This window comes from Polaromonas sp. P1_E12 (genome assembly GCF_056405975.1).
This window is the reverse complement of record NZ_JBFUBB010000001.1, coordinates 406,357-431,525: the sequence shown is the minus strand read 5'-3', so window position 1 is coordinate 431,525 and position 25,169 is coordinate 406,357. Positions and strand designations below refer to the sequence as shown.

At 63.2% G+C, this 25,169-nt stretch carries 23 protein-coding genes; 18 read left to right on the top strand and 5 right to left on the bottom strand.

The genetic code is table 11. From position 1 onward, the window contains the following. The first annotated feature begins 1 nt into the window (after position 1). The 9 genes from AC1D13_RS02085 to AC1D13_RS02045 all read left to right on the top strand — a co-directional run bounded on the left by AC1D13_RS02085 (position 2) and on the right by AC1D13_RS02045 (position 8,632). The gene (locus AC1D13_RS02085) at positions 2 to 646 is read left to right on the top strand and encodes a LolA-related protein (protein WP_457279108.1); all 645 of its coding nucleotides are present in this window, start codon (positions 2 to 4) and stop codon (positions 644 to 646) included. Further along, positions 646 to 2,988 carry an MMPL family transporter gene (locus tag AC1D13_RS02080; RefSeq protein WP_477689138.1) on the top strand — a complete coding sequence of 781 codons (2,343 nt, stop codon included), beginning with the start codon at positions 646 to 648 and terminating at the stop codon, positions 2,986 to 2,988. Before AC1D13_RS02085 ends, AC1D13_RS02080 begins: the two co-directional genes overlap by 1 nt. Beyond that, complete coding sequence (locus AC1D13_RS02075; RefSeq protein ID WP_457279110.1) at positions 2,981 to 3,784, top strand: polysaccharide deacetylase family protein; 804 nt, start codon at positions 2,981 to 2,983, stop codon at positions 3,782 to 3,784. The genes AC1D13_RS02080 and AC1D13_RS02075 overlap by 8 nt, the downstream gene beginning before the upstream one ends. After that, on the top strand, positions 3,781 to 4,452 hold the full coding sequence (locus AC1D13_RS02070) for a phosphatase PAP2 family protein (protein ID WP_457279111.1): 672 nt from the start codon (positions 3,781 to 3,783) through the stop codon (positions 4,450 to 4,452). Before AC1D13_RS02075 ends, AC1D13_RS02070 begins: the two co-directional genes overlap by 4 nt. Positions 4,453 to 4,534: 82 nt before the next feature. After that, positions 4,535 to 5,728: a beta-ketoacyl-[acyl-carrier-protein] synthase family protein gene (locus AC1D13_RS02065; RefSeq protein WP_457279780.1), complete on the top strand. Its 1,194-nt coding sequence runs from the start codon at positions 4,535 to 4,537 to the stop codon at positions 5,726 to 5,728. A 9-nt stretch (positions 5,729 to 5,737) separates the two neighbouring features. After that, positions 5,738 to 6,568, top strand: a complete 831-nt coding sequence (locus AC1D13_RS02060; protein WP_457279112.1) for a beta-ketoacyl synthase chain length factor — start codon at positions 5,738 to 5,740, stop codon at positions 6,566 to 6,568. A 14-nt stretch (positions 6,569 to 6,582) separates the two neighbouring features. Continuing rightward, positions 6,583 to 7,089, top strand: coding sequence for a hotdog family protein (locus AC1D13_RS02055; RefSeq protein ID WP_457279781.1), 507 nt, complete (start codon positions 6,583 to 6,585; stop codon positions 7,087 to 7,089). Then, complete coding sequence (gene fabG, locus AC1D13_RS02050) at positions 7,086 to 7,820, top strand: 3-oxoacyl-ACP reductase FabG (protein WP_457279113.1); 735 nt, start codon at positions 7,086 to 7,088, stop codon at positions 7,818 to 7,820. Before AC1D13_RS02055 ends, fabG begins: the two co-directional genes overlap by 4 nt. Before the next feature lie 11 nt (positions 7,821 to 7,831). Continuing rightward, on the top strand, positions 7,832 to 8,632 hold the full coding sequence (locus AC1D13_RS02045; protein WP_457279114.1) for a class I SAM-dependent methyltransferase: 801 nt from the start codon (positions 7,832 to 7,834) through the stop codon (positions 8,630 to 8,632). On the opposite strand, the gene AC1D13_RS02040 is transcribed toward AC1D13_RS02045, so the two are convergent. After that, positions 8,620 to 9,396, bottom strand: coding sequence for a glycosyltransferase family 2 protein (locus AC1D13_RS02040; RefSeq protein WP_457279115.1), 777 nt, complete (start codon positions 9,394 to 9,396; stop codon positions 8,620 to 8,622). The genes AC1D13_RS02045 and AC1D13_RS02040 overlap by 13 nt on opposite strands. 37 nt (positions 9,397 to 9,433) lie before the next feature. After that, positions 9,434 to 10,291 (bottom strand): lysophospholipid acyltransferase family protein, encoded by an 858-nt coding sequence (locus AC1D13_RS02035; RefSeq protein ID WP_457279116.1) that lies wholly within the window; start codon positions 10,289 to 10,291, stop codon positions 9,434 to 9,436. Between the two features lie 311 nt (positions 10,292 to 10,602). On the opposite strand from AC1D13_RS02035, the gene mutS reads away from it, so the two are divergent. The 5 genes from mutS (at position 10,603) to AC1D13_RS02010 (ending at position 18,595) form a co-directional block, all read left to right on the top strand. Further along, positions 10,603 to 13,215, top strand: a complete 2,613-nt coding sequence (gene mutS, locus AC1D13_RS02030) for a DNA mismatch repair protein MutS (RefSeq protein WP_477688856.1) — start codon at positions 10,603 to 10,605, stop codon at positions 13,213 to 13,215. A gap of 50 nt (positions 13,216 to 13,265) precedes the next feature. Continuing rightward, entirely contained in the window at positions 13,266 to 14,093 is an 828-nt protein-coding gene (locus AC1D13_RS02025; RefSeq protein ID WP_457279118.1) for a proteasome-type protease, read from the top strand. 3 nt (positions 14,094 to 14,096) lie between these two features. After that, positions 14,097 to 14,939 carry an alpha/beta hydrolase gene (locus AC1D13_RS02020; protein ID WP_457279119.1) on the top strand — a complete coding sequence of 281 codons (843 nt, stop codon included), beginning with the start codon at positions 14,097 to 14,099 and terminating at the stop codon, positions 14,937 to 14,939. 868 nt (positions 14,940 to 15,807) lie between these two features. Then, positions 15,808 to 17,088, top strand: coding sequence for an MASE1 domain-containing protein (locus tag AC1D13_RS02015; protein ID WP_477688855.1), 1,281 nt, complete (start codon positions 15,808 to 15,810; stop codon positions 17,086 to 17,088). Between the two features lies 1 nt (position 17,089). Next, positions 17,090 to 18,595 carry an acyl-CoA-binding protein gene (locus AC1D13_RS02010; RefSeq protein WP_477666372.1) on the top strand — a complete coding sequence of 502 codons (1,506 nt, stop codon included), beginning with the start codon at positions 17,090 to 17,092 and terminating at the stop codon, positions 18,593 to 18,595. A gap of 18 nt (positions 18,596 to 18,613) precedes the next feature. Here AC1D13_RS02010 and AC1D13_RS02005 read toward each other — a convergent pair whose 3' ends face one another. The 3 genes from AC1D13_RS02005 to AC1D13_RS01995 form a co-directional block, all read right to left on the bottom strand. After that, complete coding sequence (locus AC1D13_RS02005; RefSeq protein WP_477686643.1) at positions 18,614 to 19,000, bottom strand: DUF3597 domain-containing protein; 387 nt, start codon at positions 18,998 to 19,000, stop codon at positions 18,614 to 18,616. A 98-nt stretch (positions 19,001 to 19,098) separates the two neighbouring features. Beyond that, on the bottom strand, positions 19,099 to 20,304 hold the full coding sequence (locus tag AC1D13_RS02000; protein WP_457279123.1) for a dienelactone hydrolase family protein: 1,206 nt from the start codon (positions 20,302 to 20,304) through the stop codon (positions 19,099 to 19,101). 44 nt (positions 20,305 to 20,348) lie between these two features. After that, entirely contained in the window at positions 20,349 to 21,182 is an 834-nt protein-coding gene (locus tag AC1D13_RS01995; protein ID WP_457279124.1) for an undecaprenyl-diphosphate phosphatase, read from the bottom strand. Positions 21,183 to 21,480: 298 nt separating this feature from the next. Between AC1D13_RS01995 and AC1D13_RS01990 the strand changes: the two genes are divergently transcribed. The 4 genes from AC1D13_RS01990 (at position 21,481) to AC1D13_RS01975 (ending at position 25,150) form a co-directional block, all read left to right on the top strand. Next, on the top strand, positions 21,481 to 21,891 hold the full coding sequence (locus AC1D13_RS01990) for a DUF2306 domain-containing protein (RefSeq protein ID WP_457279125.1): 411 nt from the start codon (positions 21,481 to 21,483) through the stop codon (positions 21,889 to 21,891). 136 nt (positions 21,892 to 22,027) lie between these two features. Continuing rightward, positions 22,028 to 23,053, top strand: a complete 1,026-nt coding sequence (locus tag AC1D13_RS01985) for an alpha/beta hydrolase family protein (protein WP_477688854.1) — start codon at positions 22,028 to 22,030, stop codon at positions 23,051 to 23,053. Positions 23,054 to 23,287: 234 nt separating this feature from the next. Beyond that, positions 23,288 to 24,448, top strand: coding sequence for a branched-chain amino acid ABC transporter substrate-binding protein (locus AC1D13_RS01980; RefSeq protein WP_477689137.1), 1,161 nt, complete (start codon positions 23,288 to 23,290; stop codon positions 24,446 to 24,448). 18 nt (positions 24,449 to 24,466) lie between these two features. After that, on the top strand, positions 24,467 to 25,150 hold the full coding sequence (locus AC1D13_RS01975; RefSeq protein ID WP_477688853.1) for a DUF924 family protein: 684 nt from the start codon (positions 24,467 to 24,469) through the stop codon (positions 25,148 to 25,150). Positions 25,151 to 25,169: the final 19 nt, after the last annotated feature.

Sequence of the window (25,169 nt, the reverse complement as noted above, 5' to 3'; positions counted from 1 at the left end):
TATGACACACCTTATTCAGCAAACATCCACCCCCGCCTCATCGCACATCACGCAACAGCCGTCACGGCCCGTCTTCGCGGTGGCCGCAGTTGTGGTGGGTCTGGTGTTGGCCGCATTGAGCCCGGCAGCGCTGGCCGCCTGGGACCTTCAGCAACTGATGGATTCGCTGGCGCAAACCAAGTCGGGCCGCGCCACCTTCGTCGAAAAAAAGAGCATTGCGTTGCTCGACAAACCGGTGGAATCGTCCGGGGAACTGCTCTATACCGCGCCAGACCGGCTGGAAAAGCGGACGCTCAAACCGAAGCCTGAATCCATGGTGGTGAACGGCGGAGAACTGGTGATTGAACGCGGGAAGCAAAAATACCAGTTGCGGCTCCAGGCGTACCCCGAGCTGGCCGCATTCATTGACAGCATTCGCGGCACCCTGGCGGGCGACCGCAGCGCCCTGGAGCGCAACTACCGGCTCAGCCTCGAAGGCACGGCCGAACGCTGGACCCTGCAATTGCAGCCCGTCGATCCCAAAATGCAGGCGGTGATCCAACGCATCCGCATTACGGGTGTGCGTGACCAGTTGCGCAACATCGACATCGCCCAGGCCGATGGCGACAGCTCCACCATGACCATCGAGCAAGTGGCCGCCCCGTGATGAACGGCGCACGCGGCCGCATGGCAGCCATTGCGGTATGGCTGGCATTCCTGATCGGTTGCGGCATTGTCATCAGCCGCACACAGTTCACGACCGACCTGTCGGCGTTTTTGCCGCGTACTCCCACACCCGAGCAACAACTGCTGATGGACCAGCTGACCGAGGGCCTGGCCTCGCGCCTTGTCCTGGTAGGCATAGAAGGCTCCGACGCCCCTCAACGTGCAGCGCTTTCCAAAAAAATGGCGCAGCAGCTGCGCACCGATTCCGCTTTTGCCAGCGTGGCGAATGGCGAACCCGTCAATAGCGAGCGGGACCGCAATTTCCTGCTCAACCATCGCTATCTGCTGAGCCCTTCAGTGACGCCGGAACGATTCAGCGCGGATGGGTTGCACACGGCCCTCACTGACAGCATCGAATTGCTCGCTTCGCCCGCAGGCCTGATGGTCAAGGCCCTGCTGCCCCGCGACCCTACCGGCGAAATGGTGCAGTTGCTGGGCCAGCTCAACGGCGGAAGCCAGCCGCAACAGGCCCATGGCGCCTGGACTTCCCGTGACGGCAAGCGGGCACTGATGCTGCTGCAGACCCACGCAGCAGGCTCTGACACCGATGCCCAGCAACGTGCCATGGCCGCGATTCGCCAGGCCTTCGATGCGGCGGGCGGTTCCTCAGCTGGTGCCAGCTTCGTCATGACAGGCCCTGGCGTATTTTCGGTCACGTCCCGCGAAACCATTCAAAGCCAGGTGAGCCACCTCTCGCTGATCAGCGTGGTGCTGATCGCGACGCTGTTACTGCTGGTTTACCGTTCTGTCAGCGCCCTTTTGCTCGGATTTTTGCCCGTGCTGAGCGGCGCGCTGGCGGGGATTGCCGCAGTCAGCCTGGGTTTTGGGTCGGTGCACGGCATCACACTGGGCTTCGGCACAGCGCTGATCGGCGAAGCTGTGGACTACTCCATCTATCTTTTTGTGCAGTCCGAAGATGCAGGCGCCGACCAGGCGCATTGGGTCAAGCGCTTCTGGCCGACCGTCCGGCTCGGCGTTCTGACCTCCATAGCCGGTTTTGCCTCTCTCTTGTTCTCGGGCTTTCCGGGCCTGGCGCAACTCGGCCTGTATTCGATTGCCGGCCTGGTCGTGGCCGCCGCCGTGACCCGCTATGTACTGCCGCATCTGCTACCGCGCCATTTCCGCATCCATGATGTGTCGGCCATCGGGCGGGCGCTGGAGGGGCTGGTGCAACATGCGGCCTTGTTGCGATGGCCTGCCGCGGCCCTGCTGATAGCCGCCTGTGCCGTCCTTGCGGGAAATCACGCCAGCCTGTTCAACGACAAGATTTCCTCGCTCAGCCCGGTCTCGCAAGCCGATGTGGCGCTGGATGAAAGCCTGCGTGCCGATATGGGAGCGCCTGACGTGCGCTATGTGGTGGTGGTTTCCGGCACCAGCCAGGAGTCGGTACTCCAGACCGCCGAACAGGTTTCAACCCTGCTCCAGGCACAGGTCGAGCGCGGTGAAATTGCCGGGTTTGAGAGCCCCAGCCGCTACCTCCCCAGCGTGGCCACGCAACGCGCCCGCCAGGCCAGCCTGCCCGCTGCTGAGGTGTTGCAGGCCCGCATGACCCAGGCCACGCAAGGGCTGCCAGTGCGCCCGGGGGTGTTTTCACCTTTCCTGGCAGAGGTCGCTGCCGCCCGCAGCCAGCCCTTGCTGCAACCAGCCGACCTTGAAAAAACCTCGATGGCCATGGCCCTGGCTGCACTGCTCATTGGTAAGGACGGCCGCTGGAGCGCCCTGCTACCTTTGACTGCGTCCCAGGGACGAAACATCGACGCCGACAACATTCGTGCCGCGCTGGCCACCAAGCCCTTGCCTGGCGTACTTTTTGTCGACATGAAAACCGAGTCTGACCGTTTGTATTCCAGCTACCTGCACGAAGCCATCGTGCTGTCACTGGGCGGGCTGGCAGTCCTCGTGGCCCTGTTGCTGGTGGTTTTCCGCTCCCCTTCCCGGGTGCTGCGGATCATTGCGCCGCTGGCGGCCGCGGTCGTCACAGTCACGGCCGGGCTGGCCCTGCTGGGCCAGCAACTGATCATTCTGCACCTGGTGGGCCTGTTGCTGGTCGTGGCCGTGGGCTCCAACTACGCGCTGTTTTTTGACCGGCCCGATCCCCATGCCCCGATAGCGCCCCGAACCCTGGCGTCCATGTTGCTGGCCAATCTGACTACCGTCGCAGGGTTTGGCCTGCTCGCATTTTCCAAAGTATCCATCCTGCAGGCCATGGGTGTCACCGTTGCACCGGGCGTCATCCTGGCGCTGGTCTATGCCGCAATTTTTGCCAGGAAGCCCCATGCCTGACCTCCGGTGGAAGCCCAGCATCCTGGTACGTGCGAGCATCGCGCTACACGCGGCGGCACTTGCGGCCGTTCTTGTTGATTCCGGCTGGTGGCGCTGGGCGCTTGCCGCCGTGGTCCTCAACCATCTGTTGCTTACCGTCGTGGGTATGTGGCCCCGCAGCCAGTGGCTGGGCCCCAACTGGACCCGCCTGCCCCAGGCCTCCGTCGCCAGGCGGGAAATCGCCCTGACCATCGATGACGGCCCCGACCCCGCCGTGACACCCAAAGTCCTGGACCTGCTCGACCGGTATGCGGCCCGCGCGACCTTTTTTTGCGTCGGTGACAAAGCCGCCCGCCATCCCGAGTTGTGCCGCGAGCTGGTGCGGCGCGGACATGCCGTTGAAAACCACAGCCAGCACCACCGCCACTACTTTGCCCTGACGGGCCCGCGCAGCATGTTTCGCGAGTTGCAGGCAGCGCAAAACACACTGAGCGGCCTGACAGGCCAGCGGCCTCTCTTCTTTCGCGCTCCCGCCGGCCTGCGCAACCCCTTTCTTGATCCGGTACTGGCCCGGCTCGGCCTGAAGCTCGCCAGCTGGTCCGTGCGCGGCTTCGACACCCGCGTCGCCAATGCCGAGCGTGTAAAACGCAAACTCACGGCCGGGCTGCAAGCCGGCGCCATCCTGCTGTTGCATGACGGCAATGCGGCACGCACACCGCAAGGTGTTCCGGTCATCCTGGATGTCCTGCCCGCCTTGCTGGAGTCCATTGCAGCGGCCGACCTGCGCACCGTGACCCTGCAGCAGGCCCTCGCATGAATCCCGTGCAAACCCGGCAAGGCCCGTGGTCACACATGGGACGGGTCGTCTTTCAGCACATCTATCTGAAAGCCATCGGGACGATGCTTTTCATCGGCGTATTTTTTGGCGCCTACTTTTACCTGCTCAAGCACCCGGCCTTTCCGATCGCGGTGATGCCTCTCACCTGGCCCGACCACCTCATCGGTTTTGAACCACTGGCCTTGCCGGTTTACCTCTCGCTGTGGGTTTATGTCTCGCTGCCACCCCTCTTCTTTGGTGACCGGCGTGAACTCTTGCGCTATGGCGGCGCCATTGCGCTGACCTGCCTGGCGGGCCTGCTGGTGTTTTATTTCTGGCCCACGGCCGCACCCGCTCCAGACATTGACTGGCCGAAATACCCTCAGATGCTTTTCCTCAAAAACATGGATGCGTCGGGCAACGCCTGCCCTTCGCTTCATGTGGCAACAGCCTTTTTTTCGGGCATCTGGCTGCACCATCTGCTGCGCCGATTCTCCGTACCCGCGTGGTTGCTGGCGGTAAACGCGCTCTGGTGTTTCGGCATTGCCTATTCCACACTGGCCACAAGGCAGCACGTCGCGGTGGACGTAGCCGGGGGCCTGCTCCTCGGGGGGGTGGCAGCCTGGTTGTCCCTGTATCTTCACAAACAGCACACCGCAGGCAAGTAACAGCTGGTGTCCGGCATCGCAACGGCGCCGGATTTTCCACCTGATTTGCTAAAGTGTCTTTTTCTTCAGATTGGTTTTTTCTCTGTATCCACTTTGGCTCTCCCACTTCACCGCAACCAGCAGCATGGGTCGCGGTCTTGCACAAACTCTCGACGCGTTGCGTACGCGGCGGGGCGGGCTCGCCCCATGCACGTTCGACACAGTCGACCTGCCGACCTTTGCAGGCGAGGTCACGGGCACGGACAGCGTGCAGCTTCCTGCGCAATGGGCCCGCTTCGACTGCCGCAACAACCGGCTCGCCCTGCTGGGGCTTCAACAGGACGGCTTTACTGAAGCGGCGGCAGCCGCCAGCAAAAAATACGGCGCGCACCGCGTGGGGGTCTTCATCGGCACCAGTACATCGGGCATTTTGCAAACCGAACTGGCCTATCGCCGGCGCGACCCGGGAACCGGCGCCCTGCCCCCCGATTTCATTTACGGCACAACACACAATACATTTTCTGTCGCTGATTTCACGCGCCAGTACCTTGGGCTGACCGGCCCGGCCGCCGTCGTCTCGTCAGCCTGCTCATCCAGTGCCAAGGTGTTCGCTTCAGCGCGAAGGATGATGCGGGCGGGTCTGATCGATGCTGCCGTGGTCGGCGGGGTAGATTCGCTGTGTCTCACAACCTTGTATGGCTTTAACTCGCTGGGTCTGATTTCCCCCCAGGCTTGCAGGCCATTCGACGCCGCGCGCAACGGCATCACCATTGGCGAAGCTGCCGCTTTCGCCCTGCTGGAGCCCACGCCGGCACAACCCGCCCCAGGTGACGTGCTGCTGCTGGGCGTCGGCGAATCCAGCGACGCCCACCACATGTCCTCCCCCCATCCCGACGGCCTGGGTGCACGGCTGGCCATGCAGCAGGCCCTGGATATGGCCGGCCTCACCACGGCCGGGATCGACTACATCAACCTGCACGGCACAGCCACACAAAGCAACGATGCCGCGGAAGCCAAGGCAGTGTCCGGGCTGTTCGGCCCTGGCACCCCCTGCAGTTCCACCAAGGGCGCCACCGGCCACACGCTGGGCGCCGCAGGCGGGCTTGAAGCCGTGATCTGCGCGCTCGCATTGCAGCACGGCCTGCTGCCCGGCGGCATCAACACCCACGAGCGCGACCCGGCCCTGGCCGTCAACTACCTCATGGACAACCAGGAGGCCGCCCCCCGGCATGTGCTCAGCAATTCCTTCGGCTTCGGCGGAACCAATTGCAGCCTGATTTTTGGCCGTGCCGGTTAAGGTTCCGACATGACACAAGCACAATCCCCATCCGCAACAGCGCTGACGGTTTTTGTCGAAGGTATCGGGCTGCTGGGCCCCGGACTGGCGGGGTGGGCGCAAGGGCGCGAATATCTCAAAGGCAGCACCGCTTATCAAGCCACGCGCTGCGTTCTTCCGCCACCCATGGCTTTGCCGCAGGCCGAACGCCGCCGGGCCGGCGCGGTGGTCAAGGTGTCGCTGGCAGTGAGCGAGGAAGCGGTTGCAGCTTCGGGCCTGCAAGCTGCCATGCTGGCATCCGTGTTTTCATCTTCCAGCGGCGACGCCGTCAATTGCCACGAAATCTGCAATGCGCTGGCCTCCAGCGACAGGCTGATCTCCCCGACGCGCTTTCACAATTCAGTGCACAACGCCGCCTCCGGCTACTGGAGCATTTCAAGCGGCTCGATGGTTTCGTCCTCGGTGCTTTGCGCGCGCGATGCAAGTTTTTCGGCAGGCCTGCTGGAGGCCATGACCCAGGTAGCGGTGGACCAGATACCCGTGCTGCTGGTCGCTTATGACACCGATTACCCGGAGCCGCTGTACAGCACACGCCCCATTCCCGACACCTTCGGCCTGGGACTGGTGCTGACACCCCACCGCAGTGAACGCAGCCAGGCGCAGTGGACGCTGGAACCAGACAACTGCCTGACGGCCTTGCCTGCCGACCGGCTCGATGACGCCGCGCTCGAACAGCTGCGCACAGACATTCCTGCGGCACGCTGCCTGCCTCTACTGCGCAGCATCGCGCGGCAGCAAAGCGGCCGGATCGTGCTGGACTACCTTGACGGCCGGCAGCTGGCCCTGCAGGTGGCACCGTGATACTTGCAGGCCTGATGCCCACCAAGGCCTGCAGCGCGCCTTTGAGCCTTGGGCACGACGAGATCGCGCGCCGTATTCCCCATCAAGGCAGCATGTGCCTGCTTGAACGCGTCACGGCGTGGGACAACAGTCAAATTTCTTGCGAAGCCACGAGCCACCGCGCTGCCGGCAATCCCCTGCGTGCCTACGGAAGGCTGGGCGCCGCATGCGGGATTGAATATGCGGCGCAAGCCATGGCCGTGCATGGCGCACTGATCTCGGAAGCCGTGGCCGGTACCCAGGAAAATCACCCGCAGGCCGGCGATGCCGCCCCCTTCGGCTACCTGGTCAGCGTTCGCGGCGTCACCCTGCATGTCGAAAGACTCGACGACATCAACCTCGCGCTCACCATCCATGCCGAGCGCACGAGCGGCGACGCCGGCAGTATTCTTTATGGGTTCACGGTCCACGCGGGCCCTGCATTGCTTCTGTCAGGCCGCGCCGTGGTGATGCTCGGCGCACCATCCAAGGGGACTGCATGAACGCCTCCGTACTCAAACGCGCGCTGGTCACCGGTGGCAGTGGCGCCATTGGCTCGGCCATTTGCCGGCAACTGGCTGCCGATGGATTTCACGTCATCGTGCATGCCAACCGCGGCCTTGATGCCGCCTTAGCGCTGGTGGCCTCCATCCAGGCGGCAGGCGGTCATGCGGAGGCTGTGGCGTTTGATGTCACTGATGCCGCCGCAACCGCCATTGCCCTGGAAACCCTGCTGCTGCAGGGGCCGGTCCAGGTGATCGTGAACAACGCCGGCATCCATGACGACGCGGTCTTTCCGGGCATGCAGCTGCGGCAATGGCAACAGGTCATTGACGTCTCGCTGAATGGTTTTTTTCATGTCACCCAGCCCTTGATGATGCCGATGATCCGTACGCGCTGGGGGCGTATCATCAACATCACGTCGGTCGCCGCAGTGGCAGGCAACCGCGGACAGGTGAATTATTCGGCTGCCAAAGGCGCATTGCATTCGGCCACAAAATCCCTTGCACTGGAGGTGGCCAGCCGCGGCATCACGGTCAATGCGGTCGCGCCCGGCATCATCGCAACGCCGATGAGCCAGGACAGTTTTGATGCCACTGCCATCGCGCAGCTGGTACCCATGAAACGAGCCGGCCGACCCGAAGAAGTCGCCGACCTCGTGAGTTTTCTGACTTCAGAGCGCGCAGCTTACATCAGCGGCCAGGTTATTTCCATCAACGGCGGCATGATTTAAAAAGGCACTCCATGACCATTCCTGAAAACACTCCCACGGTGCATGCACCTCATGTCCCGCTGACCGAGTATTACCAGACAGAGCAGGACCGGCAAACCTATCTGCGCAGGATTTTTGACAGCACGGCGCCGGACTACGACCGCATCGAGGCGATCCTGGCCTGGGGCAGCGGTTCACGCTATCGACGCGACGCACTGATTCGCGGCGGCCTGAAAACCGGCATGAAAGTGCTCGACGTGGGCGTGGGAACCGGCCTGGTTGCCGCCCAGGCGTGTCTCTTGACCGGAGACCCCACGCTGGTGACCGGCCTTGATCCCAGCCCCGGCATGATGGCCGCCAGCAAGCTGCCAAAAACCATGGTGCTGGTGGAAGGCCGGGCCGAGTCCCTGCCGTTTCCAGACAACCATTTCGATTTTTTAAGCATGGGCTATGCCCTGCGCCACATCAGCGACCTGGGGGTGGCATTTGCAGAATTTGAACGCGTGTTGAAGCCCGGTGGACGGCTCTGCGTGCTCGAAATCACCCAGGCAAAAAGCCCTTGGGGCCGCTGGTTGCTCAAAACCTACATGCGCGGCGTCATACCGCTGCTGACGCGCTTCGTTTCGCGGCAAAAAGAAACCGCGTCCATCTGGCGCTACTACTGGGACAGCATAGAAGCCTGCGTGCCGCCCGAACAGGTGCTGGCCACGCTGCGCGCGGCGGGCCTGGCGGATGTCCGGCAACACCTGGAAGCCGGCGTATTTTCAGAATACCAGGCAGTCAAGTCGCTGCCCGGCTCCGCGGCCCTGGCCTCAACTCATCACGATCGCTGAAACAGGCGCCGGGCCAGCAACACCGGCAAGCGCAGCACAAACCCGATGAAAAGCCGGGAATGCATCCAGGTGAGCAAAAGGTTGTCGCGCAAGTAGTTGAAGTGCGACACCCCCCCTTCGTCGGGCCGAAAATACTTCACGGTGGCCGGCAGGTTGACTGGTTTCACGCCGCGCCAGCACATGCGCACCACCGCTTCCGGGTCAAAATCAAACCGGCGCATCCAGCGCTGCCCGGCCATCACATCACGCAGCGGCGCGATCGGGTACACACGAAAGCCGAACAGGGAGTCCCCGATGCCGGCCCACAGGGTTTCCAGGTCGGCCCATCCATTGGACACCTTGCGTCCATTGACACGCAGGCGCGGTGCATCTGCGGCGAACACCGGCACGCCGAGCACCATGACAGCGGGTTGGGCCAGCGACGCGACCATGAACTCCGGAATCAGGTGGGCGGGGTGCTGCCCATCGGAGTCCATGGTCAGCACATGCGTGAACCCCTGGGCCGCAGCCAGCTCAATGCCGTGCAGCACCGCGGCACCCTTGCCCACATTGCGCGGCAACACCACGACACGCAAGCGCGCATCGTCTGCGGCCATTGCCAGCAGACGGTCGGTGCTACCGTCCGTGCTGCCGTCAACGACCACCCAGACCGGCGCCCACTGCGCAAGCGCACTGCGAACTGTTTCGTCAACTTTGACACCGGGGTTGTAACTGGGAATCAGGACGAGGTGCGTCCTGGACATGTCGCGAAGGGAGTCATTCATCGAGGGATATAGCTTGAACGGAAAACTGCGTGCAGCTTCACGCCGGCGGCGCAGAAGCAGTCAGGGAGGACGCCCGGGTACGCCCCAGCTCGGTCTGGAAGTATTGCTCCAGCTCTGCGGTGAAGTGCGCCGTGTCGCTGACCGGCTCAAAGCATTTGCCGAGGCGAACACGGTAAGTGACCGGCATTTTCGGCGTCCATAGCAGGGACCAGCCCTTGCCCAGAAACCTCGAATCGGTTTCGATAAAAACGGTTTGTACCGGCACACCCGCGTATTTGGAAATCAGGCTGGTCGTTCCCTGCATACGCCCTACAGGAAACCGCCGCGTGCGGGTGCCTTCCGGGAAAAGCAACAAGCTGCTGCCCTGGCGCAAGTCGGCGACAGCCAGCTGCACCATGGTGCGCAGCGGCGTATTGCGGATATAACCTACCAGCCGCGCACCGGCCCCAAAAAAAACGCTGTTGACGATGTCCGCCTTCATGATGCAGGTGGCGTCCGGCAAACGCGACAGGATCATGATGGCGTCCAGCAGGGAAGGATGATTGGGCGCGATGATCACTGGAGGGCCTGCCTGAAGCGCATCCAGCGCCGTCAGGTCGAACCGGCAGGCCCCCATCAACACCAGCAGGCGCAGGTAAGACCGGAAAGTGGCTGCGACAAGCCTGCGCCCCCAGCGTTTGCTTAATACCCTCGGCAACAATGGCCGCATGACCACCGCCAGCAACGAGACCGCCAGGCTGACGCCGACAAGCACCAGGTAACCCACGCAAAGACGGGCAGTTTCATGCACCGCCCTGCGGCCCTTATTGGCCAGGGACGGCTCGGCAAGCAGCACAGTGTCAGTCGGCTCCGCCCCGCTTACGCTGTTGAAAGGCGGGATACTCGGCTCGGTCATTGCTTGCCTTTCGGTTGAGGTCGTGGGCCCTGGCGCAGACCGTATCCGGTTTGCTTTTTGAATAGATGAATGCAAGCGAGTCTACCTCCCCAAAAATGCCTCTCTTTGGCGGATTTCCGGATTCCAGCGTAAGGTTTTATGCCGACTGACGGGTCCAGCGCAATCTTTCCCGGCAAAAGCCGGTGGTGGCGGTAAGTGACTGATAGTAAAGGACAATCAGGGTCCGGAAACATCGAAGAACGGCCCCTAAGATAGGCGCCAGGTGAGACGAAAATGCGAAAAGAAGGAAGCGCGCATGCGCCAGGTCATTGATGCAAAAAGAAACAATTCGGGGCAAAAACCCAACAGGCAGCGCGCCGGAAGACACGCCCATGATGACGCAATACAAGCGCATCAAGGCGGAGTACCCCGACACCCTGGTTTTTTACCGCATGGGGGATTTCTATGAAGTCTTCTTTGCCGATGCCGAAAAGGCCTCCCGCCTGCTGGACATCACGCTGACACGGCGCGGCCAGTCCGCGGGCGAGCCGGTCGTCATGGCGGGTGTGCCCTTTCATTCGCTGGAAGGCTACCTGGCCAAACTCATCAAACTCGGCGAGTCGGTGGCCATCTGCGAGCAGGTCGGCGACGTCGCCACCAGCAAAGGCCCCGTGGAGCGCAAAGTGGTGCGCGTGGTCACGCCCGGCACACTCACAGACACTGAACTGCTGAGCGACAAAACCGAATCCATCCTGCTGGCCGTGCACCAGGGCGCGCGCAACACCTGCGGCCTGGCCTGGCTCAGCGTGACGCAGGGCGAAATCCATCTGGCGCACTGCGCCAATGACGAACTCGAAGCCTGGCTGGCGCGCGTGGCGCCCAGCGAACTGCTTTACAACGTCGATGTGACGCCGGCCTTTGAGCAGCGCCTCAAAGCCCAGCGCTGCGCCGCCAGCGCCCGCCCCGCATGGCAATTTGATTCCGCCCTGGGCGCGCGCCGCCTGCTGGACCAGCTCAAGGTCGCCTCGCTCGCATCCTGGAATGCCGAAGCACTGAATGAGGCGCACGCCGCAGCCTCGGCACTGCTGGGCTACGCTGAACACACCCAGGGCCGGGCACTGTCGCACGTGCAAGGCCTGCAGGTGGTGCGCTCGGGCGAGCTGATCGAGCTGCCGCAAACCACGCGCCGCAACCTGGAACTCACGCAGACCCTGCGCGGCGAAGATTCGCCCACGTTGTTTTCGCTGCTGGACACCTGCACCACCGGCATGGGCAGCCGTGCACTCAAAAGCTGGCTGCTCACCCCGCGCCGCGACCGCGCACAAGCTGCCGACAGGCTGGATGCCATTACCCACCTGCGCAGCGGCTCCCAGCAAACCCTGCGCGCCAGGCTCAAGGGCTGCAGCGATGTGGAACGCATTACGGCGCGCATCGCGCTGCGCCAGGTGCGACCGCGCGAGCTCGTGGCCCTGAAAGACACGCTACAAAAAACAGAGCTGGTTGCGCCCGCCAGTATTGGACTGCCGGCACTTTTAACCAAAATTTTTGAAGACCTGAAGCCGCCGGAAGGCTGCCGTGAACTGCTCGGCCGCTATGTGCTGGACGAGCCTGCCGCGCTGATACGCGACGGCGGCGTCATCAACCACGGCTGCGATGCCGACCTGGATGAGCTGCGCGCCATCCAGACCAATTGCGACGACTTTCTGCTGGACCTGGAAGGCCGCGAGAAAGCCCGCACCGGCATCGCCAACCTGCGCGTGCAGTTCAACAAGGTGCACGGCTTTTATATTGAAGTCACGCAGGGCCAACTCGACAAGGTGCCCGACGACTACCGACGCCGCCAGACACTGAAAAATGCCGAGCGCTACATCACGCCCGAGCTCAAAGCCTTTGAAGACAAGGCCCTGTCGGCACAGGAGCGCGCACTGGCGCGCGAGAAGTGGCTGTATGAACAGCTGCTCGACCAGTTGCAGGACTTCATTCCCGCGCTGAGCCGCCTGGCGCGCGCTCTCGCCTCACTCGACGCGCTGTGCGCGTTGGCCGAACGCTCGCTCACCCTCAACTGGGCCGCGCCGGTGTTTGTGCGCGAGCCCTGCATCGACATCGTCCAGGGCCGCCACCCGGTGGTGGAGGCACGCCTGGCCGAGACGGGCGGCGGCGCCTTCATCGCCAACGATTCCGTCATGAGCGGCAAACACCGCATGCAGGTCATCACCGGCCCCAACATGGGCGGTAAATCGACCTATATGCGCCAGGTGGCGTTGATCGTGCTGCTGGCCAGCGTGGGCTCTTACGTGCCGGCGGCCAGCTGCCGGCTCGGGCCCATAGATGCTATCCACACCCGCATAGGTGCGGCCGACGACGTGGCCAACGCGCAATCGACCTTCATGCTGGAGATGACCGAGGCCGCGCAGATCCTGCACGCCGCCACACCGCATTCGCTGGTGCTGATGGACGAAATCGGCCGCGGCACCTCGACATTCGACGGCCTGGCGCTGGCCGGCGGCATCGCGGCCTACCTGCACAACAAGACGCAGGCTTTCACGCTGTTTGCCACGCATTACTTCGAGCTCACCGAATTCCCGGCGCAGCACCACGGTGCGATCAACGTGCACGTGAGCGCGGTCGAGTCCGGCGCCGACATCGTGTTTTTGCACCACATCGAGCCCGGCCCCGCCAGCAAAAGCTACGGGATTGCCGTGGCCAAGCTGGCCGGCGTGCCCGCCGCCGTCGTCAACCACGCCCGTCATGCGCTCACCGCGCTGGAAGCCCACCAGACCGAAGCCCGCGCCCAGGTCGACCTGTTTGCCGCCCCTCCCGAAGCGGCGGCGCCCGAGCAAAGTGCCGTGGACAAGGCATTGGGTACCATAGACCCTGACGCACTGAGTCCGCGCGAAGCGCTGGACGCCCTGTACCGCCTGAAAAAGATCTCCGCCTCACCGTGACCCAGCGCAACCCGACCGCCCCCACACTTCCAAGCCACCAAAGCCACCTCATGACTTACTGCGTCGCCGCCAAACTCAACGCCGGGCTGGTGTTCCTGTCAGACTCCCGCACGAACGCGGGCCTGGACCACATCAGCACCTTCCGCAAAATGATCGTCTATGAAAAGCCGGGCGACCGTTTCATGGTGCTGCTGTCGGCCGGCAATCTGTCGATTTCCCAGTCGATCCGCGAAATCCTGCAGGTCGAGCAGCTCAAGGACCCCGACGGCGGCGAAGCCATCACGATCTGGAACGCCAAAAGCATGTTCGACGCAGCCCGCGTGCTGGGCTCGGCGATACGCCGCGTCTACGACCGCGACGCCGAAGCATTGAAAAACGCCGATGTCGACTTCAACGTCTCGCTGGTCTTCGGCGGACAAATCCGCGGCGAGAACATGCGCCTCTTCCAGATGTATTCGGCCGGCAACTTCATCGAAGCCACCGACGAGACGCCTTATTTCCAGGTCGGCGAATCCAAATACGGCAAACCCGTGCTGGACCGCGTGCTCACCCCGGCCACGCCGCTGGCCGAAGCCGCCAAGTGCGTGCTGGTGTCCATGGACTCGACCATGAAGTCGAATCTCTCGGTTGGCCTGCCGCTGGACCTGGTGGTCTATGAGGCCGACACCTACCGGAGCGACAAGATCGTCTGCATCGACAACGACAACCCCTACTACCGCATGATGCACAGCAGCTGGGGCCAGAAGCTGCGCGAGGTGTTCGACAGCATCGAAGACCCGGTGTGGGACGACGCGCACACCGACATCCCGTTGAAGATGCCGGCCACGCGCCATGAGCCGTTGAAGAAGATCAGCACGCCTGACGAAAAACTGATTTAAGCCGTGCCCGCCAACGCAAAGCCGCTGGTCATTTTTTCCCACGGCAACAGCTTCCCGGCCAGCACCTACAGCGCGGTGTTCCAGAGCCTGAAAGCACGCGGCTTTCAGGTCAAGGCGATTGAAAAATTCGGCCACGACCCGCGCTACCCGGTCACCAGCAACTGGCCGCACCTGGTGCAGCAGTTGGCCGACTTCACGGCCCGCGAGGTTGAAAAATCCGGCCAGCCGGCTTTCCTGGTGGGCCATTCGCTGGGCGGCTTTTTAAGCCTGATGTGCGCCGCACGTAATCCTGTGCTGGGCGGCCAGCCCGTCAAGGGCGTGGTGCTGGTCGACTCCCCCATCCTCGGCGGCTGGCGCGCCGCAGCGCTGAGCGTGGCCAAGCGCGCACAACTGGTGGGCTCCATCTCCCCCGGCGCCATCAGCCGCAAACGCAAGAACCAGTGGCTGGGCAAGGAGGAAGTGTTTGAACACTTTCGCAGCAAGAAGGCGTTTGCCGCCTGGGACGAACAAGTGCTGCGTGACTACATCGAGCATGGCACCTACGAAGGCACCGGCGACGACGATGGAAAGCAGTTGCTGAGCTTCGACCGCGACGTCGAAACCGCGATCTACAACACGCTTCCGCACAATCTGGAAGGTTTGCTCAAACGCCATCCGCTGAAATGCCCCGTTGCCTTTATCGGCGGGCGGCAATCGGTGGAGATGAAGCAGGTTGGGATGGCGATGACCGAAAAAGTGACGAAGGGGCGGATCATGATGCTGGATGGGAGTCATCTGTTTCCGATGGAGAAGCCGTTGGCAACGGCGGCTGCGATTGAGGCGGCTTTGAGGAATTTCCTCGAGTAGGCTGCTGTTGTTTCCGGCGGTGCACTCTTTGCCGAGGGCGGCTGGCCGGGGGTTGCCCGGCATGCAACTCACTTTTCTTTGCTTCGCCAAAGAAAAGTAAGCAAAAGAAAGGCGACCCTGGTTCCTGCGTCCCTCCGCTGCGCTGCGGGCAGCCTGCGGTGCTCGGTCCAGCCGGGGTCAAAAACAACTCGCTTCGCTCAAACAAGTTTTTGCCCTGATCCGTCTGAACCTCCGCTCCTCGGCGCATCCACAAGGGGGTGGGAGGGAGCCAACACCCAATACCCAACAGCCGAAGACAAACCCCAAATTCCGGAAGAAACAAGGACTCGCCGTGGCGAGTCCTTGTTGGTATTTGTCTTGGGTATTGGTATTCGGTCCCCGCTCCCGCTAGCCCCTTCTGTCTGCGCCGAGGAGCGGAGGTTCAGGCGGATCAGGGATCGCGATTGTCTGAGCGAAGCGAGTTCGAGCGAGACCCCGCCTGAACCGAGCACCGCAGGTTGCCCGTAGCGAAGCGAAGGGTCGCAGACAGCAGGGTCGCCTTTTCTTTGGTGACTTTCTTTTGGCGAAGCAAAAGAAAGTTACTTGCATGCCGGGCAACCCCCGGCCAGCAGCTCCTAGACGAAAGCGCCCAGTCGGAACACAAACCGGCCTCAAGGAACCGCTATCAATTCAATAGCTGCCAGCGCCCGTTCCTATTTCCCCAAAGGCCAAAAATCACCTAAAAGTGTAGATCTCAGCGATGTTGACGCCGCGGGGGACTTACCCTTAAGACCGCGGTTCTACATTTGCAACAGACTGGATAAACTAGCCCACATCATCCGGTAGCCCCTGCGCCGCGCATCAGAACGACTCTCAGAGGAGGTTTCTCATGGCCCTGTCCTTTATCGTCACCCTCGCCGTGACCTTTCTAGCCTGGGCCGTTGCCGCGGTGCTGTCCCAAAGCATGGGCGACGCGATGACGCTGAGCGCATCCGTCTGGCTGGCCACGGGTGTCACCTTTGGCGCCCTGCTGGCCGTGAAACCGCCCAAGCGCCCTGCCGTGCTGGCGGGCGCCGCGCTGGCGGCCATCGCGCTGGCCTTGCTGGACGGCCTGGCCGTGCTGCCGGCCATCGCTTTTGGCCTGAACGAAGCCCTCTGCGCAAGCCTGGGCGCCTGGGTGGCGCGCCTGCTGCGCAGCACCGGGCCTGACGGCGGCATGGAGCCGGGCAAGGCTTACGCCGGCGTGCTGCTGGGTGCACTGCTGACCTCCGCGCTGGGTGCCAGCATCGGCGTGATGCTCTGGAGCTGGGCCCTGCCCGAGCCCGTTGTCCTGCTGACCGAATGGCGCGTGTGGACCTGCACCACCTTTGTCGGCATCTTGCTGATTGCGCCGCTCATCACTGCGTTTTCCAGCTTCAAGGTCAAGCGATCGGGCGGCATGGCCACCAGCCAGTTCCTGGCGGGCGCCGGCACCTTTCTGCTTTTCTTTGTGGTGGCGGGGCTGATCTTTTCGAGCGATGTGTCCGACCGGTTCAGCGCATCACTGGGCCCCACCCTCACCTACCTGCCGCTGCCCTTCATGGTGGTAACCGCCATCCTCTGGAAAGAACGCGGCGCCACGGTGGCCACGCTCATCGGCGCGCTGGCCCTGGTCGCATGGACCAACGCCGGCGGCGGCCCCTTCGCCGAGGTGGAAGGCTTTCCCGGTGAGGCCGTGATCGAGATCCAGGGTTATGTTGCCGTGATGGCGCTGCTGGTGGGCGTGGTCAATGCCCTGGGTGCCACCGCCGCACAGGCCCTGGCGCAGGCGCAAGACTGGCGCACCCGCTACCGCCAGGTGCTGGACTCCAACCGCACGGTGGTCGCCAATTTTGACGCCAGGACGGGCGCTGCCGAATGGGGCGAAGGCGCCAGCGAGTTGCTGCGCACCAACGCCAACGCGCTGCTGACCGTGCAGGACTTCATCGCCCACACCGACCCGCAAGAGCAGCCCGGGCTGCAAGCCGACTGGCGCGACCTGACCCAGGGCCAGCGCGACCACGTGCTGTGGAAGAACACCCTGCGCTGGAGCGACGGCCGCGTGGCCAGCGTGAACGCGCGCCTGTCGGGTGTGCGCGGCGCCGACGGCAATGTCGAACAGGTTGCAGCGCTGCTGGAAGTCGAGGCCTGACGTGGCTCTGGACACTTCCAGCACCGCGTCCGCCGAGTCGCCAGCGCCGGCCGCAGACACGAAAACGCCGGCCGTTTTCCTTATCCACGGGCTGGGCGGCACGCAATACGATTTGGGCTCCATGCACAAGCGGCTGAAAAACGCGGGCTTCGTCACGCATTCGCTGACGCTGCCCGGCCACGGCACCACGCCCGAGGATTTGGTGAACGTGACCGCCGAACAGTGGATGGATGCCGTTACGGCCAAGTACCACGAGGTAGCCGCGCTGCACGACAACTTCCACATCATGGGCATGTGCATGGGCGCGCTGCTGGCCACCGAGCTGGCCAAGCGGCAAAAGCACACGCGCGGCAAGCTGATCGCGCTGGCGCCGCCTATCTACATCGACGGCTGGGCCACCGCCTGGTACACCCCGCTGCGCCACCTGATGTACCACGTGCCCGGCGTTGCGGCACGCATGAAGGTCGAGGAAGAAGACCCTTTCGGCATCAAGAACGAACAGCTGCGCGCCATCGTTAAAGCCAAATTTGCGCGTGGTGAAGCCTTTCATTACCGCTGGGTACCGCTGGCCTGCGTGCGGCAGGTAGACCGGCTTCGCGGCTGGGTGATGACGGGCCTGAAAGACATGGCCAGCGAAACCCTGGTCATCCACGCACGCGAGGATGAACTCACCAGCCTGAGCTCGGCCAACTACCTGGTCGAGCAGATCGGCGGCGCCAAAGCCCGCATGGTGGTGCTGGAAAACAGCTATCACATGATCTGCGTCGACAACGACCGCGAACAGGTTGCCCGCAACGTGCTGGAGTTTTTCGGCGCCAGCAGCGCGGCCTCACTAGGCATGGCGGTAGATGACCCGAAGATGAGCCCCGAAGCACTGGCCGCATTTGCGCAAGCGCTGCGCACGGCGCTCGAAGCCGGCGACTTCACCGGCATCTTTGCCAGGGGCGCTTCGGACATGGCATGGTTCCAGCCCGGCGCCAACCGCGCCAGCGGCGTCTACCGCGGCAACAAGGGTCTGCAGGCCATGCTGCCGTGGGCCGCTGCAGTGCGGTTCACGGCATTCGGGCAGCCGGTGTTCAATGCCGGCGTGGCCGTGGTGCCCGCCACGCTCACGGCCGGCGGCCTGATGTCGCAGGGTGTACTGGCCTTTGCGGTGCGCTCGGGCCGGCTGCTCGATGCGCGCTGGTTTCCCGACGACGTGGCGCTGGAAGACGCGCACTTCGGTGAACCGGTGGCCCCTGCCGGGCCCAGCGAAGCCGAGCGCGCTTTTGAAGCCGCCGGCATCGCAGTGAAGACGCTGGCCCAACCACCTGACAACGAAGCCCTGCTGGGCCTCTATGCCCTGTACAAACAGGCGACGCTGGGCGACGCGACCGGCGAACGGCCCGGCATGATGGACGTGACAGGCCGCGCCAAATACGATGCATGGGCCCAGCGCAAGGGCATGACCCGCGAAGACGCGATGGCCGGCTACACAGCCCTGGTCGAAAAGCTCAGGTCCGCCTGAGCGTTACCCCTCGCAAGCCTAGTCCATCAGGTCGGCGGGTACCTTGCCGCCGTTGGCTGCCAGCTTGTTCATGACCTGCTTGTGCAGCCAGATGTTCATGGTCGCGCTGTCATTCATGTCGCCCGTGTAACCCAGCTCCTTCGCCAGCTCCTTGCGCTCACCCAGGCTGCTGTCCAGGTGCAGGAGCTTCATCAGGTCGACGATGGAGGTCTTCCAGTTGAGTTTTTCCGGGTTCTTGCTGGCCATGCCGTTGAGCAGGGCTTCGACATCGACCTGCTGCATGGGTGGCGCTGCAGGCGCCGGGGCAGGTGCTGTGTCAGCGGGGGCGGCAGCCACCGGCGGCGCTGCATCGGGCGTTTGCAGCGAGGGAAATATCTTGCCGAAAATTTTGCCGAGAATACTCATGGTGCGCCCCTGGGTGAAGTTTAAAAATCCAGCGTAACACCGGGATGTGACAGCTTTTGTCAGACGTCACGCCAATCGCAGCTTGGGCAACGCATCGCTCAACGGGCTGGCGCACTCACGCGTTTCAGGCCCGCTTCACCCGCTCGCGCCGCCGCATCGGGCTGCCACACCACCTGATCGTCTACCGCATACAGCCAGCACCTTGATTTCGCCCTCGCACACTGCTGGAAGGTCGTCGCGATCGCTTCGGGCTCGCCAGCGTTGAAGTACCAGCCGCCCTTTTCCGTCACGGCAAAGGCTTTGGGGGACGGCAAGGTACGGAAGTGGGCATAACGCGCCTTGCCGGCGTCGCTGAGCGGCACGGCCGCCGTGTCATCGGCCGCCGCAAAGCCGGAGGCAGGCGGCACCACGTAGTGATGCCCTTTGAAGCGCTGGGCGTGCGACAACAGCAAAGGCTGGCCCAATTGCGCCGAGAGAAACTCGAACATGCGCGCATGCGATGCTTCCCGCGCTGCGGGGTTGCCGCCCACCGTGGCCTTGCCGGTTTTGGTGTTGCCCAGGCCTTCCATTTGCTTGACAGGCCCGGGGCCGTCAAAGCCGTGGTAGCTGCCGGGGTAAACCGTCAGTTCCACCGGCGCATTGGCTTTGTTCTTTTGCAGGCGCCCATGCAGGGTGACGCATTCCGGGGCCAGTGTCCAGTCGTCAAGCTCGCCGATCATGATCAAAAGCGGCACATGGACTTCATAGTTCCACATCCTGTTGTTCAGCAGGCAGCCAGGGTAAAAAGCCACGGCGGCGCGCGGCTGCACCTTCTGTGCCTGCACGAATTTGTCTGTGGCGTCGATGGTGCTGAGCACTGTCTGCGCGCCATGCGACCAGCCCAGGACCACAATGCGCGAAGCATCCACGGACGGCTGCTTCACCAGCCAGTCGATGGCGGCGAACACGTCCTCGCGGCGGTCGCTTTCGTGAATGGTGCGAAGCTTGTTGGGCGTCTCGCAAATCGATTTCTGGCCACGCGGGGTGAAGCTGTCCAGCGCGAGGAAATGCATGCGCTCCGCGTTGAAGTACCCGCCATAGCGGAAGAGCCGCTCGGCAAAATTGCCTTTGCTGTCGAGCCCGCCGCCGCAGCCGTGCAGGCCGATGATGACGGGCCGCGGATCCTTGTCGCCGGTGTCGAACCAGTAGCCGGGAATCTGCAGCTTGCCGTCCTGCGACGGGATAAATACCGGGCCACTCGCATGCGACAGCTGTGCCAGCAGAAAGCCAAAAAGAAGAACAGAAAAATAACGAAGCCAGGTCATGGCAGTCCCCTCCTCTGCGTCTCTTTTACCGGACGCTCAGTTGTTTACGCCGCCCAAACCACCAGCCCGCTCCATGCCGTGGCCAGCACCACAATGCCGAACGCGATGCGGTACCAGGCAAACGGCACAAAGCTGTTGGTCGAGATGTAGCGCAGCAGCCAGCGCACGCAAAGCCAGGCGCTGAAAAACGAAAACACCAGGCCTACCGCGAACATGGGCATGTCGGCAGCAGACAGCAGCGCCCGCTCCTTGTACAGGCTGTAGGCGCCGGCGCCAATCAGCGTCGGCATGGCCAGGAAAAACGAGAAGTCGGTCGCGGCCTTGCGCGACAGCCCCAGCAGCATGCCGCCGATGATGGTCGCACCGCTTCGGCTGGTGCCGGGAATCATCGCCAGGCATTGCACCAGGCCGACCTTCACCGCGTCCATCACGGTCATGTCCTCCACCTCCTGGATGCGCGCAGCCGCGGTGTTCTTTTGCTGGCGCTTTTCGGCCCAGAGGATGATGAAGCCGCCGATGATGAAGGTGCTGGCCACCACCACCGGCGTGAAAAGATGGGCCTTGATGGCCTTGCCGAACAGCAGGCCCAGCACCACGGCGGGCACAAAGGCCACCAGCACATTCAGCACAAACTGTTGCGCCTGTTTCTCGGTCGGCAGGGCTACGGCTGTGGCGCGGATCTTCTGCCAGTACACGAGGATCACCGCAAAAATGGCGCCGGTCTGGATCGCGATGTCAAACACCTTGGCTTTTTCATCGTCAAATCCCAGCAGAGCGCCGGCCAATATCAGGTGCCCTGTCGAAGAGATCGGCAGGAATTCAGTCAGGCCCTCGACGATGCCCATGACGGCGGCTTTGATCAACAGTGCTATATCCACGCGGTCTCCAGAAAATGAAAGATTATGGCCCCCACGGTCGCGCACTTCGTGTCGCTCCCTGCCCCCCGAGGGGGCCGCTGCGCCTGCGGCCCGGCAAAGCCGGTTCCGCGGCCCGGCTGGGTTCAAGAGCTCCCGGCGCGCAACCCGGATGGGGTATTTCACCAGTAGGGCCGCGGGAGTGGCTTTGCCAGACCGCAGGCGCCTGCTCCCTCGAGGGGGAACCAGCTACCGCAGTGAGTCTGGACAGGGGTGGCATTTCTGTGCACAATTTGTTACCCCTTCGCCAGTCGCCACAGCCATGCAACTGACACCGCTGATCGCCATTCACCTGTTTGCTGCCAGCACCGCCATCGTCATTGGGCCCGTCGCGCTGTGGGCGCGCAAAGGACGCGTGCAGCGGCCCAAGCTGCACCGGGCTTTTGGTTATGCTTTTGTGACGATGATGCTGGTCACCGCCGCGACGGCCGTTTTCATCCGCGACTATGACTATCCCAATATCGCCGGCTACACACCTATCCATTTGCTGGTGCCATTCGCGCTGCTCAGCCTGAGCGGCGCGTTCTGGCATTTGAGCCGCGGCAACATTGCGGGCCACCGCCGCGCCATGCAGTCCCTCTACATTGGCGCATGCCTTGTGGCAGGCGTGTTCACGCTGATGCCCGACCGCTACCTGGGCAAGATGCTGTGGATGCAGCTCGGCCTGCTGTGACTTTCCACATCGCCCGAAAAAGCCGCAGCATTTTTTGACGAGCCCGTGGCAGGACGGTCCGTGCACGGAGTCCGGTGAAAATCCCTCAGACGCACACAATGCCCCACCTGGGCGCCCAGAAAAAGAAGGAACACCCATGCACCGTTATGTCCTGAGTGGCCTGTTGCTGCTCGCCGCCACCTGCGTGCAGGCCGGCATGGGATTCACCGAACTGCCCGGCCTGCAGGACGATGGCCCCATCAGCGTTTTTTACCCTTCCGCCGGTGAAGACCGGCAGGCCCAGTTCGGCTCCTATTCCCTCAAACTTGATCGCGGTGGCCAGCCGGTGCGCGGCAATACGCGCCTGGTGGTGATCTCGCACGGCTCGGGCGGCTCGCCCTGGACCTACACCGACCTGGCACGCCGCCTGGTCGAAGACGGCTTCGTGGTCGCGTTTCCCCGGCACCGCGGCGACAACGCCATGGACCCATCCACCCCCGGACCCGACAGCTGGAAGCTGCGGCCCGCCGAAGTGTCCCGCGCCATTGACGCGGTAGCGCATGACCAGCGCCTGGCACCGCTGCTGTCGCTGGACAAGGTCGGCATGTACGGCATGTCGGCCGGCGGACACACCGCCCTGACGCTCGCCGGCGGCCGCTGGTCCCCGGCGCTGCTGGCCCGGCATTGCGAGGCCAACATTGCCGAGGACTTTCAAACCTGCGTCGGGCTGACCACCCGGCTCACGGGCGGCATGCTGGACGGCCTGAAAAAAACGGTGGCGCTGGCAGTGATTCGCCAAAGATTCAGCGACGCAGGCTGGCAAACCCACACCGATCCGCGCATTCGCGCAGTGGTTGCCGGCGTTCCGCTGGCCGCCGATTTCGACATGGCCTCGCTGGCCTCACCGCCCGTGCCGCTCGGGCTGGTCACCGCCCGGCAAGATCGCTGGCTGGTGCCCCGTTTTCACAGCGACGTGGTGCTTGCGGCCTGCAAGCGCTGCGAACACGTGGCCGACCTGCCCACCGGCGGCCACGGTGCGCTGCTGTCGCCGCCGCCACCGGCCGATGCCATGTCGGCCCTGGCCAAAGACCTGCTGCTGGACCCGCCCGGCTTTGACCGCAGCGAGCTTCCCGCGGTGGACCAGAAGATCAGCAGCTTCCTGCGCAGGCACCTGCTCCCTTAAATTCCCGGCAACGGGTTTGTGAGGCTGGCCACAGGCACGCCAGGCAGTCACGCATCGAAGTGAACCAAAAATGAGCCTTTCAGGTGCATTTTTGAGTCAAAAACGAACCAATAAGAACCATTAGTAAAACTTATCTACTCGTACATTCATTCGCTGATGGGTGAACCCTACTACCGCTTCATGAAGGTGAAATATACATTCAGTTACACCAACATTACCACCAAGGTTCTCACGATGAACAGCTTCACCTCCCGCCGCAATACCCTGGTCGGCCTGACCGCCATTGCCGTAGCCAGCGCCCTGCTCTCGGGTTGTGACAACCCGCCAGACACCATCAAGATCGGCGTTGCCCAACCGCTGTCGGGAAACCTCGCCGCGCTCGGCCAGGACTTGCACAACGGCGTGAAGATGGCCGTGGACGAGATCAACAAGGAGGGCTTCCAGATCAAGGGCAAGACGGTCAAGATTGAAATCGTGGCCATGGACGACCGGTCTGATCCAAAAACCGGTGTGGAAGTCGCGCAGCAGCTCGTCGATGCCGGCGTGGTCGCCGTGATCGGCAACCTCAATTCGGGCGTCAGCATCCCGGCCGCACCGGTCTATGCCGCCAAAAACATTCCCCAGCTGGCCATCTCGACCAACCCCAAGTTCACCGAGCTGGGCCTGGCCACCACCTTCCGCCTGGTGGCCAACGACAACCTGCAGGCCCGCGCGATCGGCTCCTTCGCCGCCAACCAGCTCAGTGCCAGCAAGTTCGCCATCGTCGATGACGGCACCACCTACGGCAAGGGCCTGGCCGCCGGTGCGGCCGTCGAGCTGAAGAAAGCCGGCAAGGCAGTAGTGGTCACCTATTCATCCGACGACAAGACCACCAAGTTCGACGAGCTGGCCGGCAAGATCAAGGACGGCAATGTCGAAGTGGTCGTGTCCACGCAAGGCGACTTCCAGATCCTCGCGCTGATTGATGCCCTCAAGAAGATCGACTACAACCAGCAGATCAGCATTCTGGGCGGCGACACCATCAAGACGACCGACATGCTCAAGGGCAGCGACACAGTCAAGGGCATCTACGCCACTTCGCCCATCCTGGACGCCAAAGAGTTTGTCAACGGCAAGGCCTTCCTGAGCAAGTACCAGGACACCTTCAAAAGGGAGCCGGCTTACGGCGGCCACTACACCTACGACGCGATGTACATCCTGGCCGGCGCCATGCGGCGCGCCAACTCGGTCAAGCCCGAAAAAATCACCGAAACCCTGCGCACCTTCGACGGCTACGCGCCGATTACCGGCTCCATGAAGTGGGACTCGGTGGGCGAGCAGCGTTACGGCGTGGTCGGCGTTTACTCGATCCGCAAGGGTGTTTGGGACCTGCAACTGCGCTCCGACCGCTGGTAGGCTAAGCTTTCGGTCGTCATGACCGAGCCCACCTCACTCCCTGGCGCATTGTCTGGCGCACTCCCTGGTGCACTTTCCGGCGCGGCGCCTGCCCGCCACCACGCCACGCCCGCCGAAGTCCTGGACTTCTGGCTGGGCGACGGCGTCGAAAAAGACTGGCCCACGCAAGACCTTGGCAAACGCTGGTTTGGCGGCGGCGCCGAACTCGACGAAGACATCCGCACGCGCTTCGGCCATGCGGTCGAGGCAGCCGTGGACGGCGGCCTGCAAGGCTGGGCGCAACCGCCCCTTCACCGCCTGGCGCTGGTCGTCCTTTTGGACCAGTTCACACGCAATGTCTTTCGCGGCTCCGGCAAGGCCTTTGCCGGCGACGCGCGGGCCCAGCAACTGGTGCTGGAGGCGCTGACCGCCCAAACCGACCTGCAGCTGCCCTGGGCCGGGCGCGTCTTTTTGTACATGCCGCTGATGCATGCCGAAAGCCTGGCGCTGCAAGATGAATGCGTGGCGCGCTTCACCCGGCTGGTGGACGACGCGCCCGATTCACTCAAGCAGCGCCTGCGCGGCAATCTTGACTTCGCCCACCAGCACCGGGACATCATTGCCCGCTTCGGACGCTTCCCCTACCGCAACGCGGCGCTGGGGCGTACCGATACGCCCGAGGAAGCCGATTTTCTCCTCAAGGGCCCGCGCTTCGGGCAATAAGGTTCCCCCCTGTCCAGGC

What these genes read in the sequence shown, in the direction of transcription:
- AC1D13_RS01985 (WP_477688854.1), top strand. Translation starts at nt 22,028, where the DNA reads ATGCACCGTTATGTCCTGAGTGGCCTGTTGCTGCTCGCCGCCACCTGC.
- AC1D13_RS02000 (WP_457279123.1), bottom strand. Translation starts at nt 20,304, where the DNA reads ATGACCTGGCTTCGTTATTTTTCTGTTCTTCTTTTTGGCTTTCTGCTG.
- AC1D13_RS02025 (WP_457279118.1), top strand. Translation starts at nt 13,266, where the DNA reads ATGACTTACTGCGTCGCCGCCAAACTCAACGCCGGGCTGGTGTTCCTG.
- mutS (WP_477688856.1), top strand. Translation starts at nt 10,603, where the DNA reads ATGCAAAAAGAAACAATTCGGGGCAAAAACCCAACAGGCAGCGCGCCG.
- AC1D13_RS02075 (WP_457279110.1), top strand. Translation starts at nt 2,981, where the DNA reads ATGCCTGACCTCCGGTGGAAGCCCAGCATCCTGGTACGTGCGAGCATC.
- AC1D13_RS01990 (WP_457279125.1), top strand. Translation starts at nt 21,481, where the DNA reads ATGCAACTGACACCGCTGATCGCCATTCACCTGTTTGCTGCCAGCACC.
- AC1D13_RS01975 (WP_477688853.1), top strand. Translation starts at nt 24,467, where the DNA reads ATGACCGAGCCCACCTCACTCCCTGGCGCATTGTCTGGCGCACTCCCT.
- AC1D13_RS02080 (WP_477689138.1), top strand. Translation starts at nt 646, where the DNA reads ATGAACGGCGCACGCGGCCGCATGGCAGCCATTGCGGTATGGCTGGCA.
- AC1D13_RS02005 (WP_477686643.1), bottom strand. Translation starts at nt 19,000, where the DNA reads ATGAGTATTCTCGGCAAAATTTTCGGCAAGATATTTCCCTCGCTGCAA.
- AC1D13_RS02070 (WP_457279111.1), top strand. Translation starts at nt 3,781, where the DNA reads ATGAATCCCGTGCAAACCCGGCAAGGCCCGTGGTCACACATGGGACGG.
- fabG (WP_457279113.1), top strand. Translation starts at nt 7,086, where the DNA reads ATGAACGCCTCCGTACTCAAACGCGCGCTGGTCACCGGTGGCAGTGGC.
- AC1D13_RS02040 (WP_457279115.1), bottom strand. Translation starts at nt 9,396, where the DNA reads ATGAATGACTCCCTTCGCGACATGTCCAGGACGCACCTCGTCCTGATT.
- AC1D13_RS02085 (WP_457279108.1), top strand. Translation starts at nt 2, where the DNA reads ATGACACACCTTATTCAGCAAACATCCACCCCCGCCTCATCGCACATC.
- AC1D13_RS01980 (WP_477689137.1), top strand. Translation starts at nt 23,288, where the DNA reads ATGAACAGCTTCACCTCCCGCCGCAATACCCTGGTCGGCCTGACCGCC.
- AC1D13_RS02055 (WP_457279781.1), top strand. Translation starts at nt 6,583, where the DNA reads ATGCCCACCAAGGCCTGCAGCGCGCCTTTGAGCCTTGGGCACGACGAG.
- AC1D13_RS02035 (WP_457279116.1), bottom strand. Translation starts at nt 10,291, where the DNA reads ATGACCGAGCCGAGTATCCCGCCTTTCAACAGCGTAAGCGGGGCGGAG.
- AC1D13_RS02060 (WP_457279112.1), top strand. Translation starts at nt 5,738, where the DNA reads ATGACACAAGCACAATCCCCATCCGCAACAGCGCTGACGGTTTTTGTC.
- AC1D13_RS02045 (WP_457279114.1), top strand. Translation starts at nt 7,832, where the DNA reads ATGACCATTCCTGAAAACACTCCCACGGTGCATGCACCTCATGTCCCG.
- AC1D13_RS02015 (WP_477688855.1), top strand. Translation starts at nt 15,808, where the DNA reads ATGGCCCTGTCCTTTATCGTCACCCTCGCCGTGACCTTTCTAGCCTGG.